A 17,312-nucleotide genomic window follows, 5' to 3' on the forward strand; every position below is an offset into this window, starting at 1 on the left:
CTTCTATTTAGAGAAATTAAGTGAAAAACAGTTGAACTACTCTTTTATAAATCTAAGTCTAGACTATACTTGAGGTAGTTTTCTATGGTTGAATCAAGACAACACTAGAAACTGTACCATCCGCTCCTGTTGTAATTTGGATGACTTTTCCACCACCTACTTCAGCATTGTATTTCCCATCATCAAGAGTATAAGAATAGCTTTGGATAGAATAGTTTTCTTTCTTACCATCAGCAGATTCTACTGTAAACTGACCACTTGATGAGACAGTGATCGTTTCGCCATTAGCACCCTTCCAATTTCCAGCCACAGCCGAAAAATCTTTGTCCACCATAGTCAAGACACCTTTATAACGTCTGTTATGTTCTGCCTGCTTGTCTTGAAGTTTGCGATCAGTTGCTGGATCATAAGTTGACTGATTCGGCTTTGCTTGTGTTCCTTGTTGATTGGATGGGGATTGAGAAGGGGCTTGCTTAGCAGAAGATTTTTGATTCTGCTTTGTTTCTGGCACTGTTGTTGCTTGCGATTGATTAGCAGTAGACCTTGACTGATCAGAAGATGATGACTTAGTGTTTTCTGAAGTAGTGGTGCTTGTTGAAGTTTGAGATTTACTATCTTTGTTAGAAGAGCTTGTCTTTGAACTTGATGTCGTTTGTGTTGTCTTGTTAGCATTGTCATTTTTAGCTTCTTCTTTTTTATTTCCGCATGCTCCTAAAAGCAAAGTCGAAGCCAATACGGCAACTGCTAGTAAACGAATGGATTGTTTTGTTTTCATAATATTTACCTCCTGTAATCTTTTTGAAATGTTGCGAAACATTTTTGTAATGTTTGTTCTGATTTTTGTCAACTATTTATCTAAAATTTTTTAGAATTATTTTTTAGTACATTTTTCCTACTCCTTCCATATCTTTTATTCGTAAACAATTTTAAAAAACAGGAAAATTCTTCCTACTGAAATGCTATCTTTTAAAAGTGTAATCGCTTGCATTTTTTTCTTGAAGAGCTATAATAAAATTGAAATAGGATATTGGAGGTGTAGACTTATGTCAAGCAAATATTACAAATATCTTCCTTGGATAATTTTAGGTGCTTTCTGCTCTTATCAGTCTGCAAGTCGCTATGCCCAGACTACATTTGATTTATTTTATTTAACCACAATCTTCATGATTGTCTATATGTCTCTACTATACTTACACGAACATTATTTAAAATACAAATACAAAGATTTATTCATTCGTTTTATGAGTAATCCTAAAAAAGATAAACATCCTTAAACAAAAAATAACAACAAAAAGAGGCCAGAAATTTTTCCGACCTCACTTTTTTATTTTAATCGATAAATAGTGATAACTTCCTTCTGAGGAATCCGTTTAAAGCCAACTTCCTCTATGCTATGACCATATTTCTCTAAGAAACTATCACTTGTACAGGATTTCTCTGGGCATAGAGTCTCAATGAGGGCTAGGCCGTCATCCACTGTGAACTCATCCTCTAGTAGATAAAGGATACAAGGGTCATAGTCGATAGCTTTTTGAATCTTCTTGATGGATGTTTGAATAATGGATAAGTGGTCAAATGCAAAGTCTTTCTCTTTCAGTTCTCTTCCATCCAAATAACACTTACCTGTGTGAAAATCAACATCTACAAGAAGGACTTCTTTTGCATCGTCTCCAGCCTGAACCAAGTCAATCGCTCGGTTCGGTAGATAAACCAAGTGGGCAATGGTAACTGTCCAACCTCTGGGATCACGACCAGGAGTCGATACCGTTACTAACTGTTCAATTTTTTCTAAGGGAAGTTCAAGATTGATTTCTTCTTTAACCTCACGTTGACAAGCATGGGCAGCATCTTCCCCTTTATCCATAAACCCGCCAACTAGCGCTAAACAATTTTGAAAAGGATGTGCCTTCCGACGAATCAGAAAGAGTTTCATTTTCCCTTCTACAAAGCAATAGGCTACCATATCCACAGTCACGCTTGGTTTTTCGTACTGAGGGAGTGCTTGCTTGTGGTACCAGTCTAAAAATTCAGCTTGACTAGCATGAACTTCAAAGTACTCTTTTTCTGTCATCCCGGTTGGAATAGTTTGATTCATCATCTTCTACTTCCTTTCTGCATTGATGGCAATGAAGGCTTTCTATCTACAAGTACTAGAGTATCCTAGTTTTTGTTTTATGCAATATCAAATTTCAATTGACCTGCTTTAACACCAATCTTAAGTGTCTTACCTTCTTTCAGTTCACCTGTAAGAAGGAGTTCTGCTAGTTTGTCTTCTACTTCCGTTTGCATAGTTCTGCGCAGTGGGCGAGCTCCCATCTCTGGATCATAACCCTTCTGAGCTAGAAGTTTAAGGGCAGAAGCTTGAAGTTTCAAGTCAATTCCTTTTTCTGCTAGGCTTGCAATCAATGGTTTAACCATAATCTTAACCACTTCCTGCATATCTTGACTTGACAAGCTATGGAAGACCACTTTTTCATCAATACGGTTGATAAACTCTGGGCGGTAAGTTTTTTTCAACTCTTCAAACATTCGTTTTTCCATATTTTCCTGATCAAAACGAATATCCTTAGCTCCAAAACCGACTGTCTTGTCATCACGAAGAGCTGTCGCACCAAGGTTCGACGTCATGATAATGATGGTATTTGAAAAATCAACCTTACGGCCCTTACTGTCCGTCAAGACACCATCATCCAAGACCTGCAAGAGAACATTAAAGATATCTGGGTGAGCCTTTTCTACCTCGTCAAAAAGCAAGACTGAATATGGTTTATTGCGAACCTTCTCGGTCAACTCTCCACCTTCTTCATAGCCTACATAACCTGGAGGAGCTCCGTTGAGACGGCTGGCTGCAAATTTCTCCATGTACTCACTCATATCAAAGCGGATAAGGGCAGATTCGTCATCAAAGAGGACTTCTGCCAAAGCCTTAGCCAATTCAGTTTTACCAACACCAGTTGGTCCTAAGAACATAAAGGACCCAATTGGACGTTTGTTATTGCGAATACCTGATTGATTTCGGCGAATGGCACGACTGATACTAGAGACAGCTTGTTCTTGTCCAATCACACGTTTGTGCAGTTCAGCTTCAAGATTGAGATACTTCTTGGCATCCGTTTGTGTCAATTTTTGAACTGGAATACCTGACAAGCGACTCAAGGTTGTCAAAATATCAGATTCTTTTACTACATCTTTGTAAACAGGTGCTTCCTGCTCTTTTGAAATGAGCTGCGCTGCTTGCTTCCATTTGCCATCCATCAAGGCCTTGTCAGCTGCTGTTAAACCTGACTCATCTGATTTCACATGTTTCGATTTGTTTTGGACTGTCGCTGCTGCTTCATCCAAAAGGTCAATCGCTGAGTCTGGCAAGTGACGGCTTGTCAAATAGCGATGCGCCATTTTAACAGCTGTTTCGACAGCATCATCTGTAATTTGGACATGGTGGTGCTTCTCATAGGTTGCTTTCAAGCCTTGTAAGATAGCCATACTGTCAGCCACGCTCGGCTCTTCAATCATCACTTTTGCAAAGCGACGAGAAAGGGCTGCGTCTTTTTCGATATGTTTTTGATACTCTTCCTGAGTAGTTGCTCCAACGGTTCTCAGTGTTCCACGTGCCAAGGCAGGTTTCAGGATATTAGCCGCATCCAAGGTCGAGTCAATCCCACTTCCTGAACCCATAATGGTATGAAGCTCATCAATAAAGAGGATGACCTTGCCATCTTCCTCGATATCTTTGATGATATTGTTCATACGTTCTTCAAAATCCCCACGGAAGCGAGTTCCTGCAACCACATTCATCAAGTCAAGCTCTAGAACACGCATCTTAGCCATTTCAGCTGGTACATCTCCATTAGCAATTCGCTGCGCAAGGCCAAGTGCCAAAGCTGTTTTACCGACACCCGCATCTCCAACTAGAACAGGATTATTTTTAGTTTTACGACTCAAAATTTGAATCATACGAGAGATTTCCTGGTCACGTCCGATAACTGGCTCTAATTTGCCTGAACGAGCTTGCTCTGTGAGATCATGAGTGTAATCTTCCAAACCGCCACTTGGAGTTTGAGGCATACCCATCATATTGGCCATAGAATTTTGCTTATCTGCTACTGAGCGATGGCGCTGACGTAGAGCCTTCAAATCTTCCTTTGTCCAACCAGCACGCGCTTCAAGGCTACGTCGAAGTCCAGCAATTTTGACTTGGTCCTTCTGATCTTCATAAGAAAAACCTGCTTTTTCCAAAATGCGAGTAGCTAAAGCATTACCGTCATGCAAGATTGCGTAGAGAAGGTGCTCAGTCCCCAATGCTTTTGCATGTACAACGGAGGCAACATGTTCCGCCTCCAACATCAAGACGTTTAAACGATAAGAAAAAGGGAGTTCCTGATAATCTTCCTTGTGGCTATAGTTGGCCTCTGTTAATTCAACAGCGACCTCCTCTAAACGATCAATCTCATACGGGAACTCGTTCAAAGTTGCTCCAGCAACACTGTAGCTATGATTAGCCATAGCAATCAGTAGGTGCCAAGACTCCAGGTAGTCTGCTCCAAAGCGACTCGCCACTAGAAAGGCACTGTCTATACATTCTCTCAATGCTTTTGAATATTTCATGTCGTTTTATTTTCCTTTTCTATCTACTTCATGCAATATCTGACGAAGCATATTGGCACGAATATAATCAGCTTCCTCGCCCAAAACACGATCTGAGGCCGTTGCAACTAACAGATTCATCTCCTGACGAGTCAAGAGTTCTTGTTCAAGTAAAAGTTTTAAAACATCTTCAAAGATGACTGGGCTAACTTCTTCACCTACTGAATACAATAAATCACGGAGCATTTCATGGTGGTTTGAGAATTCAATTCGGCCAATTCGAATATAGCCCCCACCACCACGCTTACTCTCAACTAGATATCCTCTACTCTCTGTAAAACGAGTTTTAATCACATAGTTAATCTGGCTAGGTACCACTTGAAAGGTATCCGCTAGCTGGCTTCGTTGCAATTCTACGATACCAGATTGTTCTAAAATTGCCTTGATATAGGCTTCAATATGATCCGATGTATTTTTAAATTTCATAGCTTGCTACCTCCTTCGTAAACTTTGACTATCTTTGACTATACTATCATTTACGACTCTATAAGTCAAATTTTTAGGGCTCAAGCCTTGAAAATACTGACTTTTAAAAATAGCTATAGATAACAAGCAATTCCCATTTCATTTTCTATTCTACAATTATGTTATAATAACAAAATTACACCTAGCTTTCAAATCCTTTGAAAGTATGTTATTTATGATCAAATCTAAGAAATATTTCGTAAAGTCTAGAAAAATAAAACTTCGGTATCATTAATGGTATACCGAAGTTTTTTGGTAGTGTGAATTTTTCACAGTTTTTTCTACTATAGTTCATATTCTATCACTGAGAGAAAAAATCTCTCCAGTAAGGATTTTCTCTATCAAAAATTCTAACTTCTTCTTCAGTCATATTGTGAGGATAATCACGAAAAAGGTTATAAATTTTTTTCTGGTCAAAGCTGAATAATATTTCTCCTCTAACATTTATCTTATCAATCCACCAAACTTTTGACTCTTCACTATCTTTGTAAAAATCACTGTACCCTTCAAGATTAGACTCCGAAAAAATGGGTTCATCTATTTCATCTGTTTCATCGAATGGGTCTTGTTTGCTGTAGTCATTTAGTTCATTATTTAACATCATTTAATCACTTTTTGTTATCTCTTAAAATCAGCACCAGGTAAAAGATTTCTCGCTTGGTAATTCGCCTCTATCCCACATCTGCTTCACTGCTCCACGAGCCTTGTTTGCATAATAGGGTGCCCCAAGTTCTTTATCATAATTTGACTCGATAGCAACTGTAACTTCACCAGTGCGCTCATCAATCTCAATCAAACCTGGGTCACGATTTTCTGGAATATACCAATATCCTAAAATACTAGAATTGAAAATTTTAATTAGTTTCAACATTGCTTTTTCCTACATACTATATTTTCCAAAGAAGTTCAAGTCATTTAGTACCACACAACTTGCCCTGATTCTTTCAAGCTACCGTCTTCATTTTTTAGATTTATAATACATTTTGACACATTGAACGGATTGATTGCTATAGTTTCTATGCAAAACGCTATGATTGACTATCCGATAGCGTAAATACTGCCACTTTATTCATCAATTCATCCTCTGTGTAGTCAATTGCAAATGTATTCATTTCAAAAAAAGATTTTGGTGGAGTTGAATCCACAAAAGGGAGACTATTTATCCTATACTCTTTGTCTCCAATTTTTACAAATTGATTAACTCTTAATTCAGAAAAGTCTGGATTTTCAACTGTAATAGAGACCAAACGATTTGGAATTCTGTAAACAGCAATGATTCTATTTCTCATATAATTACCTACTACACAAATACTTGATTTAAAGTAAGTACCTCGGCCATTAACATTTAATTCAAGATCTGCGCCTATATATTTTTAATTTCTTCTTTTTTCATACAATACCATTCCACCTATAAACTCAAAGAACAAGATAAGCCCAAATTTAGCTATCTACTAGTTGTTTTGCTTTTTCATAGTAAGTCTTTAAAAAATTTTGGCACAATTCTCTGTTCTCTGTATCTTCTTCGACATAGAAATAATACATTGGTTCATCATTAATAACATCAAAAAGAGGTTCATTCTCTGCTATCAAACTGTCAGCAAAAGCCTCATCTTCGCCTAATTTAGCAGTGAGCTCAAGAAAAAAGTCATAGTAATCATCAACATCACCACTTACACCTCTTTTTAGCATGTCTAATACTTGTTGACTGTATCTCATAACAACTCCTCTTTCTAATTATAAGACAACACTTCACCTACACTGAATCATCATTTTTCAATCATCCTGATGATTTCTTTTAAGGTTGGCTTGGTCTTTCTAATTCTATCCCATGCTCTCATTTTTAAAAAAGTTGGTAAAGGAATGCCATTTATTTTAGGCATTTCTTTAGATAATTTATATTTTTGTCTAATTTTATCTTTATTATCCATTACATACTGATTACGAGGTAAACAATAAAAAATACCCTCGCCAAAATAACTTAGCTCTTCATCGGATATTTCAATAAGTTCTTCCGGTTTTACAAAAATAGACCTATTTACTCTATCTTCTCCACTAGAAAAAATATTTTCCACAAAATCTTTATCAAATCCCATTTTTATACCATGTTTTATTTTTCTTCATTATAGCGCTTTTAGCACCTTCTCGCAAGTCAGTTTCTCTTTGTAAAAGACAAAAAGGGACTGGTAAATATTAAACTTCACCAACTCCCTTCATTTCTAACTATTTAACCCCAATTCCGCTAAGATTTGGCGTTTATAGGCAATTTTTTGAACTTCCTTGTCCTCTGTCTCGGACCAATCGAGTTTAATTTCAGAAACAATCTGCCCAGGGCGATTTTTCAAGATATAGATGCGGTCACTGAGATTGAGGGCCTCCTCGATACTATGCGTGATGATGAGTGTCGTCAACTCCAGCTGTTTGTGAATATCTAGATACCAAGCATGAAGTTCCATTTTGGTCATCTCATCCAAGGCGCTAAAGGCCTCATCTAGAAGAAAGAGCTTATGCCCGAAAAGGTAGGTACGGAGTAAAGCAACACGCTGACGCATCCCGCCACTGAGCTCATGAGGATACTTGTCTCGTACAGCCGTTAACTGAAAAGTCGCAAGGATTTCATCTGCGCGAGCAATAGCTTCTGCCTTATCCACCTTTTGAATCAAGAGGGGCAGGATGATATTCCCAAGGACCGTCTTATGCTCCAAGAGCAAGTCTTTTTGTAGCATATAGCTCACGCGTCCCTTGGGATTTTCCTCTCCGTCAAGAATGATTCGTCCTGACTGGACTTCTAAAATGCCTGCAATCAGGTTAAAGAGGGTTGTCTTTCCTACACCACTGGGTCCTAGGATAGAGACCACTTCACCTGAAGTCACTTGCAGGTTAATATCCTCTAAAATCTTTTCATCATCGTAGGCATAGCTTACGTGTTCTAGTCTAATTTCTGTCATTATTTCACAAATTCGTTAGTGAACCCTTTATCAGTCAAGTCTTCCTTAAGGATACCATTTTCTTTATCCCATTTGTAGAAGGCATTCCAGCGATCCGCATCAAATTGTCCCCATTTTTCCTTGTCGCTAGCATACTCTTTTGACAAGTATTTTTGAGATTCAATGACGAAGTCACGTTTATCCTTGAGTTCAGGTGCATTCTTGATGAGGATATCGGCTGCTTCTTCTGGGTGCTCCATGGCATATTGGTAGCCTTTTTTGATGGCTTGGATTACTTTGCGAGCTTCTTCTTTGTTGTCTTTCAGATAATCGTTGTTAGCGATGATAACTGGTGAGTAGTAGTCAAACTCTTTAACATAGTCCTTCAAGTACATAAAGTTGGCATCCACACCTTGCGATTTAGCAAGAATTCCATCCCAACCGTAGTAAATCCAAGCAGCATCAAAAACGCCATTGGCAATCGGTGTGATAGAGTTTGAGTCGTTGTTTGGTACTTTTTCAACCTTCTCAAAGTCTCCACCTTGAGATTCTACCAAGGTTTTCAGCATAGCAAGCTCAGTCGGGTCATTCCAGGTTCCATATTTCTTACCAACCAAATCTTTTGGACTATTGATATTGTCAGACTTACGAGAGATAATTCCTGATGTATTGTGTTCTACAATCGCTGCAACGGCAGTAATGCCTGCCCCTTTTTCCAATTTCTTAGCCATATAGTCTTGGAAATAGATAGCGAATGGCGCCTTACCGTTGATTACTAAATCAGATGAACTCTCTTCTGGTGGCAATTTCAAGTCCACGTCCACTCCAGCTTCCTTGAAATAGCCTTTTTCCTTAGCTACATAAAGTCCTGTGTGGTTGGTATTTGGTGTCCAGTCTAGGATAAAGTCAATTTTTTTGAGTTCTGCTTCTTTGTTATCCTTAGAAGCAGTTCCTTGACCACAAGCCACAAGCACGACAGCTAGAAGAGCTGTTACAATCGTTAAAAACACTTTCCATTTTTTCTTCATTTTTATTTCCTCTTTTCTTTTTCTCAAACGTTATTGTTCTATGAACGTTTCCATTTAATCACATATTTTTCGCTGATATCGACTAGCTTCATACCCAGAAGACTGATCAGTGATACCAGAATAATAATGGCAAACATGGTATCATACTGAAAAAGTTTTTTAGACTGAATCATGTAGACACCTAGTCCTTCAAAGCCTCCCAACCACTCAGATACCACTGTTGTGATAAAGGCGTAGGAGACACTAACTCTCAGTCCTGCATAAAAGTAAGGCAAGCTGACAGGGATTTTAAAATGCCAGAGAATTTGCCAGGGATTTGCTCGCATCAAACTAAACAATGTCAGCATGTCCTTGTCACAGTGTCTAAATCCATCTAAAATACTGACAATGATTGGGAAGGTTGTCGTCAAGATAATCAAGACAATCTTGGGCAAGATTCCATAACCTAACCACAAGACCAAGATAGGAGCTATAGCAATGGTCGGAATGGTCTGAACAACTACCATCATAGGGTAAATCAAGTCATTGAGCCAACCCAAACTATCCATAAGGACGGCCATGATACAGGCTATTAAAACACCCAAGACCAAACCTAACAAGGCTACTCTCAAAGTTGCCCAGCTATGGCACCAAAGAAATTCTCTATCACGAACAAAAGACTGAAGAATTTCAAGAGGTGTCGGCAAGATAAACTTTGGTAGGAGTTTTAACAAACCCGCTACCTGCCAAAAAGATAAGACTCCCAAAAATCCTAGCAGACTAATATGCCGTCTCATGATACTTTTCAAGTTTCTCATCGATGCTTAAAATCTCTCCTACATTTATTTTCACATTGGCAAAAACATTGTCTGCCCCTTGACCTGCTACCTCTAGCGCTTCTTTGAGAATGCGCATGAGTTGATCAAAGTCTCCCTCTAAGACCGTTTCAAAGGGTGTCACTACCATAGTCACTCCTTGAGCTTGCAGATAAGCAATGACTTGATCGATAAGAGCTATTCGATCAATTCCTTGTGATAAGGGTAAAACTTGCAAGGCAATGCTTGCTTTCATAAAAACCTCCTCTTCTCAGGTTTTCTTTTAACAAAAAGAAAAACCTTTTTCATATATGAAAAAGGTGCAAAATTAGGCCAAGTATTCGTTCCCTACGCTGGCATTACCCAGATCAGGTGCGGTCGAAGTTTAACACTTCCTCTCAGACTGTACACAGACTCCCATATATTATATGGACATATGATAGCGCAAAAAAAACAAGATGTCAAGGAAACTGCTTGCAGAAAAAAAGAGATGGTAATCCATCTCTTTCAATTAAAGCATTGGTGCAAATAACTGTGTTACTTCTTTAATCATCATTTGATACCATGTAGGATTTATGGTATCCGAGAAGATTTCTTGAGATTGTTCAAAAATTTCTTCAAAATCTTTGCGAATATCCGCGATTGACTCTGTTTTGTAGAGTAGTACTGCATTTTCATAGTGGTGGACCAAGCTACGATAATCCAAGTTAATCGTACCCACAGCCGCAAATCGATCATCAACAATCATTTGCTTACTATGGATAAAACCAGGTGTGTATTCAAAAATGCGAACACCCGCAGATAAAAGATCTGGATAAGCTCCCCGTGTTACAAGTTGAATGAGTTTCTTATCTGGTATGTGGGGTGTGACTATTCTCACATCTACACCTCGCATCGCCGCATTCTTTATATCCTCTGTTAAATCATAATCGATAATGAGATAAGGCGTTGTGATATAAACAAAATCCTCTGCTTGATTAATCAGATTTTGATAGACAATTTTACCCACCTTCATCTGGTAGATTGGTTTCGGTCCACTACCGTATGGGATACAAAGACCACTACCAGACCGTGTCTGATTTTCCAAATGATACTGATCAAAGTCACTGATTTCCCCACGGTTGATGTACCAGTTCATGAGAAATAGTCTGGTAAAGGCTTGAGTCGCCGGACCATCTATCCGAATTCCACTATCTTTCCAGTGTCCAAAACGTTCAATATGATTGATATATTCGTCTGCGAGGTTGATCCCACCAGTGTAGGAAATCTGCCCATCAATGACCAAGATTTTACGGTGGTCACGGTTGTTATAGGCCACTGTCATACGAGGAATCACCTTATTAAACTTATGAGCATCAATTCCTTTAGACCGCAAATAAACAGTATAATCCCCAGGCAAAGTCACCATACAACCAATATCGTCATAGAGCATCTTGACTTCAACACCCTGAGCAGCTTTTTCTTCGAGAATTTCGAACATGCTATCCCACATCAAACCTTCGTCGACAATGTAATATTCTAGAAAAATAAATTTTTTAGCTCTTTTAAGATCCTTCAGCATCTGCTGCCACATTTCTTCTCCATTTGCGAAAAATTGTGAATCCGTATGCTCATAGACTTCCGCATTGCTATCCATATGTAGCAAAGCGTTGATAATCCCATAGGCAGATTTATCAGTTTCTTGTAGGTTCTGATGAAGACTATCTTCATGCTTCTCTTGTAAAGTAATCGAACGCAATTCTCTGAGTTGTTTCAGCTCTTTTTTTGATAGTCGGCGCTCACCAAACATGATATAAAGTAACGGACCAAACACAGGCACAAAGGTCACAATCAACCAAGTCACCTTACTCTCTGGCGACATGGAACGATTGACAATCGCTATAACGGTTGCTACGCTGATCAAAAATACAAGAGTCACCCAAATAATTGGTGCAATCTGGCTCATGTAAAGAATAATTCCAAAAATAACAAATAATTCTATCAGGATAATCGCAATACTAAAGCCATACTTGGACATCAATAATCGAAATTTTCTGATTCCCATATCTCCCTCTCAACTTCTAAGTATACTCCCTAATTCAACGTCTGAAAACGCTTGTTCCCTTCTAGTATACTTAGTTTCATAAAACTTATCAAGCTTTTTCTGTATAGGCCGATAGTTCTATGTTTAAAATTAATTTAAAAAGCAGGCCACTTATAGGTGCCTGCTCTTATTTTACAATTTCAAAGCCAACATATTAACCGTCATACCAGCTGCAGTCCCCATCAAGAAGATGGTATCTCCTTCCTTCACATAGCCATGATCGAGTGCATAGGCCAAGCCAAAAGGTACCGCAACGGAAACCATGTTCCCATACTCACTGACAATATTGAGATACTTGTCTTTGCTAACTCCTAGTTTATCCATAACAAGTGGTAATGCTCGGCTAGCTTGGTGTGGAATAATATAGTCTACAGCATCTTTAGAAATACCAGATTTCTCTTGGAATTCTTGGAACATTTCTGGAATGACACGAGCAGAAAGCAAGAGGATTTTCTTCCCTTTCATATCAAACATGAAATTGGTCTTCGTTTCTTCAGAGTACTCTTTTGGTTGATATGAAGTCAAACCTCCACGAATTTCAGTATCGTGAGCTCCCTCCGACCAAGTACGTTGAAGGCTTGCTATCACTCCCTTATCCTTGTCACTTGCTTGGAAAATAAAGGCTGCCGCCCCATCACCAAAGAGTTCATAACTTTCTTTTTGCTTTGGATTGAGACCCAAGCTACCGACTTCACTAGATACAATCAAAACGCGATCATATTCTCCTGCTTCAATCAAATATGACATCGTTGATAGAGCAGAGATAAAACTTGTACAAGTCGTATTGATATCCATAGCTGGAATAGAGAGTCCTTTTGCTACGCGCTCATGAATCAAAGCAGCTGTACATGGAATAGGTTGAACACCTACCGCGCTAGCTGATACAAGGCAATCAATATCTTTAATACTTAAGTTTGCATTTTCAAGCGCAGCTTGGATCGCCGCTTCTGCCAAATCTAGCTGTGTTTGTTCATTTTCTACGACACGATAACGCGTTTGGTCTTTAAATTGCACTGTGTTTTTTGGGAGGCAAACTCCATAGCCTGCAATTTCTACATGTCTTTTCACTTCTGTCATAATCTTTTGTCCTTTCATAAACGTTGGATACGTTTGAGCTTACGGCTTGTATCCCAGTGATAATCTGAAAATTTTATTTCAGGTGTTTTAAACTCTTTTTGTTGCGCCAAGAGTCTGAATTGCTCTGTGATTGCTGTTTCTACTTGCTCATCTCTTCGACTCAAACAAACTTCCACTAGCTTCTCAGAGTGTTGCTTAACTTGATAATCTCCAACATTCTCCACAAAGAGGATGCAACGTCTGATAAAGTCAGGATAAATCGTTACCTGACCTCCATCTCGTCCATCAAAATAGAAGATGTCGTCAGAACGCCCTTCGATCTTGTCAATCCTTGTGTAATGAGATCCACATGGACAAGGTTTAGGATTTTCAACCAAGATATCGTTGAGTTGGTAGCGATAAACAGGCTGACTGCTCCGCTTAAAATCCGTAATCACTGGATAAAAACGTCGTTCATCCAAGTAGTGCTTTTCTACAAAAATGATGTCTTCATTGAGATGAAGATTCCCAGCAGAGCAAGTACAGGCTAGGAAACCTTCGGTTGCCTGGTAGACTTGGTCAATAATCGGCAACTCAAAAGCGCTCAAAATTCGCTCTTTATCACTATCTTCCAAGATTTCAGCCACCGATACGATTTTTTGCGGATGAATCTTTAGCTCTCCGGCTTTTAGGCGCTTGCTCAATTCAATCAACATAGAAGCAGGTGCCACTACAATAGTCGGTTGATAACTATTGAGACGCTCGATATGCTCATCTGTATTCTTGAAAATATCAAAGTATTCTAAACGAATGAGTGCCGTATTGATTGTCTGATAGAGTTCATTATCCGCTCTCAGGAAAAAGGCGATGCGGTGTCCAAAAAGTTGACCTTTAGGCAACATCTTGGCTAGGATTGCCGCCGCCCACATACTTCGCTCTTTTTCGGTTGTAATAAAGATTCCCCGATGCCCGGATGTCCCTGAAGAAAGACCGACAGCTATTTCTCCTTTAAGTTCTGTGAAATTTCGAGTCTTTTCACTTTCGATAGCCAAAGCCAAGGCCTCGTCTCGATCCACTTCTTGGGTGTTGAGCTCATTAAAATGAGCCATCATAAAAGCTTTGTCCATATGGTCAAAGTCGCTAGGTACCCCATTTTTAAAATAAGGCGACTCACGTTTAAGAAAGGCCATATAGGCAGCTAGTTGCTTTTTCTGATAGTTTTCTAAAGCGTCTCGAGATTTAAAATGATGAAGCCACCGAGTTTGGATAAACGTTTTAAGAAAGGTTATTTTTTTCATACAAAATCCGCTCAATCCTTTCTACAGGGTCATGGCTGACAACTACCTCAATGCCGTCTCTCAAGACTTCTTCCAGTAACTCTGTTCCCTTGATATAGTCAGTCTTGCTATCTTGAACCAAGGAAGGAATCAGATGCATCTGCTTGGTATAAGGCAAGAGGTCTATTCCCCAACAAAGATCTGCCGCGATAAAGAGATGATAGTCTGGAATAAAGAGACAAGCTTGCCCTTTGGCATGACCATCTATCGAAGCTACAAGGATACTTCCGTCTCCAAAAAGATCCTTGGTAGGCCGATAGTTAAAGTTAGCATTTTGCTGATCTGCCTTAATAACTGTCAACCTCTCCTCAAAAGTAGCCGGTAAAAATTCTTTAAAAATTAAATCTTTTAGTTTTGGTTTCTTATAAACATCATACACTTCCTGGGTCAGGATAAAGTTTGCATGAGGAAAGAAGCTAGCCCCTCCTAGATGATCTGGATGTAAATGAGATAGCAAGACATAGTTAATGTCTTCTGGCTTTATTCCTTTAGCTTCCAGCAAATGTGAAATCTGATCCTCCTCCGTCATTTGAACTGGAGTTCCTAGACGATAAAAACCATAACGAAGTTTCCTCTTAATATCATAGTGATAGCCAGTATCGTAAAGCAGATAGCCCTTTTCCTTATGCTTGATTAAAAAGACACCCGCTGGAAAAGTCATCTTTCTATTCTTGACACCCTTAAAGAGCAAACCAGCATAACTTGTACAATATCCTGCTGGGAAATACTCAATGCTTTCGATAATCTTGGACATATTGCTCAATCCCTTCTGAAATACTTATTTTTGGATGATAACCCAGTTCCTTCTCAGCCTTACTAATATCAAGAGTCTGACTATAGCGAAGCAGGTAATAGGTATAGCGTGTCAGGGCTGGCTCCCCTTTAAGATTCAGAGTCTTATAAAGAAACTCTAAACTACTGGCAATTCCCGATAATAGAGTTGCTGGAATTTTTCTATATTTGATTGGATAACCCAAACCTGTCAAACTTTCCTCCAGCAAATCCCTAAAAGCTCTTGGTTCGCCATTAGTGATGTTATAGATATCACCTTTTGCTTCTGGAGTTTCCAAAGCCAAACGAATTGCCAAAGCTACATTTTCCACACAAGTCATGTCCATGAGCTGACGCCCATCTCCAATCAAAGGAATTCCTATTTTTTGACTAAGGTTGATCACCCGTGGCAAAATACTGGTATCCCCAATCCCAAAAAGTCCACGAGGTCTCAAGATGATACTAGGAACATCTGGATAATCTTTAAAGAGTTTCTCCGAAGCTAATTTACTACGGATATAGTTATTGAGATTGTTTTCCTCTGGAGCATCACTTTCTTTGATAGCCAACTGCTCCTTGGGAGCAGCATAAATACTTGGCGAGGATACATAGACTAAGCGCTGAATTCCAGCTTGACGACAAGCTTCAAGAACATGTTTAGTCCCTAAAACATTGGCCTGATAAAAATCTTCCCACGGGCCCCAAACTGTTGACAGAGCTCCCGCATGAACGACCATATCCATCCCCTTACAAGCCTCTAGCACATCATCAGCTTTGGTCAAATCCCCTTTAAAAAAACTGACTGAAGAATTCTCTAAGGAGTAACTAACTTTTCTATTTCTGCCAAAAGCTCGCACTAGATAACCATGATCTACTAATTCTTCTACTACATATTTACCCAAGAAACCTGTTGCTCCAGTTACTAAAACTGTTTTCATTTTTCTTTCTCCTTATCCGCTAGCAGACGATGAATTTCACTCTCCAAAATTTCCGTCGGATGATAAGACTGTGCTGCCTGGCGCAAAGTCTCTAATTCTGGCCAATTTTCTATAGCTAACAGTTTCTCAAAGGCTTGTCCAATGGCCTCGCTATTATCTCTTTTAGCTGTAAAAGCAATACCGGCCTCAACCCCACGAACGGCATAATCAAATTGATCATAATCATGAGGTAATATCAAAGCTGGCTTACCATAAATAATGCATTGATAAAAAATTCCAGCTCCACCATGATGAATGACATAATCCATCTGAGGGATATACTCCTTATAAGGGAGATAAGAAACAAGGGACAGATTCTCCATGAGTTTTTCACATTGGAAGGCCTCTCCACCTACACCACGAGTTACAAAAAAGTGACAATCAGGATGAGCTTTTGCAAGTTGCTTAGCTTGATAAATAAGATTTTCTTTTGCCCAAGCTAGTTGTGTACCGCAAGTCATCAAAACTTTCTTTCGCTCCATAAAAGGAGACAAATCTAAAGGATAATCCTCTCCTGCCTCAACTGAAGCTCCTGATGGGCCCACCCAACGAAAATGCTCTGGAAATTCCTTTTTAAGTTCTAATTCTTTCATGCCAATAGCGAGAATGGAATAAGGAGAATAAATTGTCTCCTGACCGAGTTGGTTATATACTTTGAATTTATATCTCTTTAAACGATCACGGAATGAAAAAGATACAATACGTTTCACTATACGAGTTGCTTTTCTCCCCAAAAATTGTATTGTAGCCTGCCAAAAATTCTTGGGACTTCCCAGTCCACCAAAGAAACAAGGAGGACCATCTGTCGTTTCAATCGCAAACTGGGTAGCCATAGTAGTTATCCAAGGAATACCAAGTTGATTAGCTACTAAACCTCCAGACAAGGTTATAAAATCAGCAATGACGATATCAGGGCGATTCATTTGCCACTCTTCCAATAATTGATCTGAAACTACATTAATTAAATCAATACTAGAAGAAAGTTGTTGATAAGCTGATAGTATCCCTAATTGCTGATCATTATTAGCAGCCCGTTCAAAATCCTCAATGTGATTTTCTAGTATTGGAACTACATGAAAACCTGCAGATTCGGCAACGGCTTTTTTTTGAGGACCAGTGAATAAGCGAATATCATATCGAGGGTTATTAAGTAAGGGTATTAATAAATTCATTGTTGGGTACAGATGTCCACTTAAAGGCACAACTACAACATCAATTTTGATTCTTTTCATA

The 17,312-nt window shown here is 39.0% G+C and carries 20 protein-coding genes; 1 reads left to right on the forward strand and 19 read right to left on the reverse strand.

The features are described 5' to 3' along the window. Positions 1 to 82: 82 nt before the first annotated feature. Positions 83 to 775 carry a hypothetical protein gene (locus ACVAMZ_RS08575; protein ID WP_461684600.1) on the reverse strand — a complete coding sequence of 231 codons (693 nt, stop codon included), beginning with the start codon at positions 773 to 775 and terminating at the stop codon, positions 83 to 85. Positions 776 to 1,043: 268 nt separating this feature from the next. Here ACVAMZ_RS08575 and ACVAMZ_RS08580 point away from each other — a divergent pair, with 268 nt between their 5' ends. Beyond that, positions 1,044 to 1,274 carry a hypothetical protein gene (locus ACVAMZ_RS08580; RefSeq protein WP_006144770.1) on the forward strand — a complete coding sequence of 77 codons (231 nt, stop codon included), beginning with the start codon at positions 1,044 to 1,046 and terminating at the stop codon, positions 1,272 to 1,274. 50 nt (positions 1,275 to 1,324) lie between these two features. Here ACVAMZ_RS08580 and ACVAMZ_RS08585 read toward each other — a convergent pair whose 3' ends face one another. The 18 genes from ACVAMZ_RS08585 to ACVAMZ_RS08670 form a co-directional block, all read right to left on the reverse strand. Next, entirely contained in the window at positions 1,325 to 2,098 is a 774-nt protein-coding gene (locus tag ACVAMZ_RS08585; protein WP_461684601.1) for an NUDIX domain-containing protein, read from the reverse strand. Positions 2,099 to 2,172: 74 nt separating this feature from the next. After that, complete coding sequence (locus ACVAMZ_RS08590; RefSeq protein WP_461684602.1) at positions 2,173 to 4,605, reverse strand: ATP-dependent Clp protease ATP-binding subunit; 2,433 nt, start codon at positions 4,603 to 4,605, stop codon at positions 2,173 to 2,175. A 6-nt stretch (positions 4,606 to 4,611) separates the two neighbouring features. Next, positions 4,612 to 5,070, reverse strand: coding sequence for a CtsR family transcriptional regulator (locus tag ACVAMZ_RS08595; protein WP_006150983.1), 459 nt, complete (start codon positions 5,068 to 5,070; stop codon positions 4,612 to 4,614). A gap of 340 nt (positions 5,071 to 5,410) precedes the next feature. Next, positions 5,411 to 5,713: a DUF7675 family protein gene (locus ACVAMZ_RS08600; RefSeq protein WP_461684603.1), complete on the reverse strand. Its 303-nt coding sequence runs from the start codon at positions 5,711 to 5,713 to the stop codon at positions 5,411 to 5,413. A 27-nt stretch (positions 5,714 to 5,740) separates the two neighbouring features. Further along, positions 5,741 to 5,980, reverse strand: coding sequence for a hypothetical protein (locus ACVAMZ_RS08605; protein ID WP_414254633.1), 240 nt, complete (start codon positions 5,978 to 5,980; stop codon positions 5,741 to 5,743). Positions 5,981 to 6,137: 157 nt separating this feature from the next. Next, positions 6,138 to 6,398: a hypothetical protein gene (locus ACVAMZ_RS08610; protein WP_461684604.1), complete on the reverse strand. Its 261-nt coding sequence runs from the start codon at positions 6,396 to 6,398 to the stop codon at positions 6,138 to 6,140. Between the two features lie 151 nt (positions 6,399 to 6,549). Beyond that, on the reverse strand, positions 6,550 to 6,825 hold the full coding sequence (locus ACVAMZ_RS08615) for a hypothetical protein (protein ID WP_414254635.1): 276 nt from the start codon (positions 6,823 to 6,825) through the stop codon (positions 6,550 to 6,552). Between the two features lie 50 nt (positions 6,826 to 6,875). Continuing rightward, on the reverse strand, positions 6,876 to 7,202 hold the full coding sequence (locus ACVAMZ_RS08620) for a hypothetical protein (RefSeq protein WP_414254636.1): 327 nt from the start codon (positions 7,200 to 7,202) through the stop codon (positions 6,876 to 6,878). Between the two features lie 123 nt (positions 7,203 to 7,325). Then, positions 7,326 to 8,054 (reverse strand): ABC transporter ATP-binding protein, encoded by a 729-nt coding sequence (locus ACVAMZ_RS08625; RefSeq protein ID WP_461684605.1) that lies wholly within the window; start codon positions 8,052 to 8,054, stop codon positions 7,326 to 7,328. Next, the gene (locus ACVAMZ_RS08630; RefSeq protein ID WP_461684606.1) at positions 8,054 to 9,061 is read right to left on the reverse strand and encodes an ABC transporter substrate-binding protein; all 1,008 of its coding nucleotides are present in this window, start codon (positions 9,059 to 9,061) and stop codon (positions 8,054 to 8,056) included. The genes ACVAMZ_RS08625 and ACVAMZ_RS08630 overlap by 1 nt, the downstream gene beginning before the upstream one ends. A 38-nt stretch (positions 9,062 to 9,099) precedes the next feature. After that, the gene (locus ACVAMZ_RS08635) at positions 9,100 to 9,858 is read right to left on the reverse strand and encodes an ABC transporter permease (protein ID WP_461684607.1); all 759 of its coding nucleotides are present in this window, start codon (positions 9,856 to 9,858) and stop codon (positions 9,100 to 9,102) included. Continuing rightward, the gene (locus tag ACVAMZ_RS08640; protein WP_461684608.1) at positions 9,821 to 10,111 is read right to left on the reverse strand and encodes a thiamine-binding protein; all 291 of its coding nucleotides are present in this window, start codon (positions 10,109 to 10,111) and stop codon (positions 9,821 to 9,823) included. The genes ACVAMZ_RS08635 and ACVAMZ_RS08640 overlap by 38 nt, the downstream gene beginning before the upstream one ends. A gap of 255 nt (positions 10,112 to 10,366) precedes the next feature. Next, the gene (cls, locus tag ACVAMZ_RS08645; protein WP_461684609.1) at positions 10,367 to 11,899 is read right to left on the reverse strand and encodes a cardiolipin synthase; all 1,533 of its coding nucleotides are present in this window, start codon (positions 11,897 to 11,899) and stop codon (positions 10,367 to 10,369) included. Between the two features lie 171 nt (positions 11,900 to 12,070). Beyond that, a complete protein-coding gene (locus ACVAMZ_RS08650) occupies positions 12,071 to 13,015 on the reverse strand; it encodes a 3-oxoacyl-[acyl-carrier-protein] synthase III C-terminal domain-containing protein (RefSeq protein ID WP_461684610.1) in 945 nt (314 codons plus the stop codon). 14 nt (positions 13,016 to 13,029) lie between these two features. Beyond that, positions 13,030 to 14,292 (reverse strand): F390 synthetase-related protein, encoded by a 1,263-nt coding sequence (locus tag ACVAMZ_RS08655; protein WP_461684611.1) that lies wholly within the window; start codon positions 14,290 to 14,292, stop codon positions 13,030 to 13,032. Next, complete coding sequence (locus tag ACVAMZ_RS08660) at positions 14,270 to 15,085, reverse strand: MBL fold metallo-hydrolase (RefSeq protein ID WP_263394130.1); 816 nt, start codon at positions 15,083 to 15,085, stop codon at positions 14,270 to 14,272. Before ACVAMZ_RS08660 ends, ACVAMZ_RS08655 begins: the two co-directional genes overlap by 23 nt. Then, positions 15,060 to 16,040, reverse strand: coding sequence for an NAD-dependent epimerase/dehydratase family protein (locus tag ACVAMZ_RS08665; protein ID WP_461684612.1), 981 nt, complete (start codon positions 16,038 to 16,040; stop codon positions 15,060 to 15,062). The genes ACVAMZ_RS08660 and ACVAMZ_RS08665 overlap by 26 nt, the downstream gene beginning before the upstream one ends. Then, on the reverse strand, positions 16,037 to 17,311 hold the full coding sequence (locus ACVAMZ_RS08670; RefSeq protein ID WP_461684613.1) for a glycosyltransferase: 1,275 nt from the start codon (positions 17,309 to 17,311) through the stop codon (positions 16,037 to 16,039). The genes ACVAMZ_RS08665 and ACVAMZ_RS08670 overlap by 4 nt, the downstream gene beginning before the upstream one ends. Between the last annotated feature and the right edge of the window lies 1 nt (position 17,312).

It is taken from the genome of Streptococcus sp. KHUD_017 (assembly GCF_054861245.1).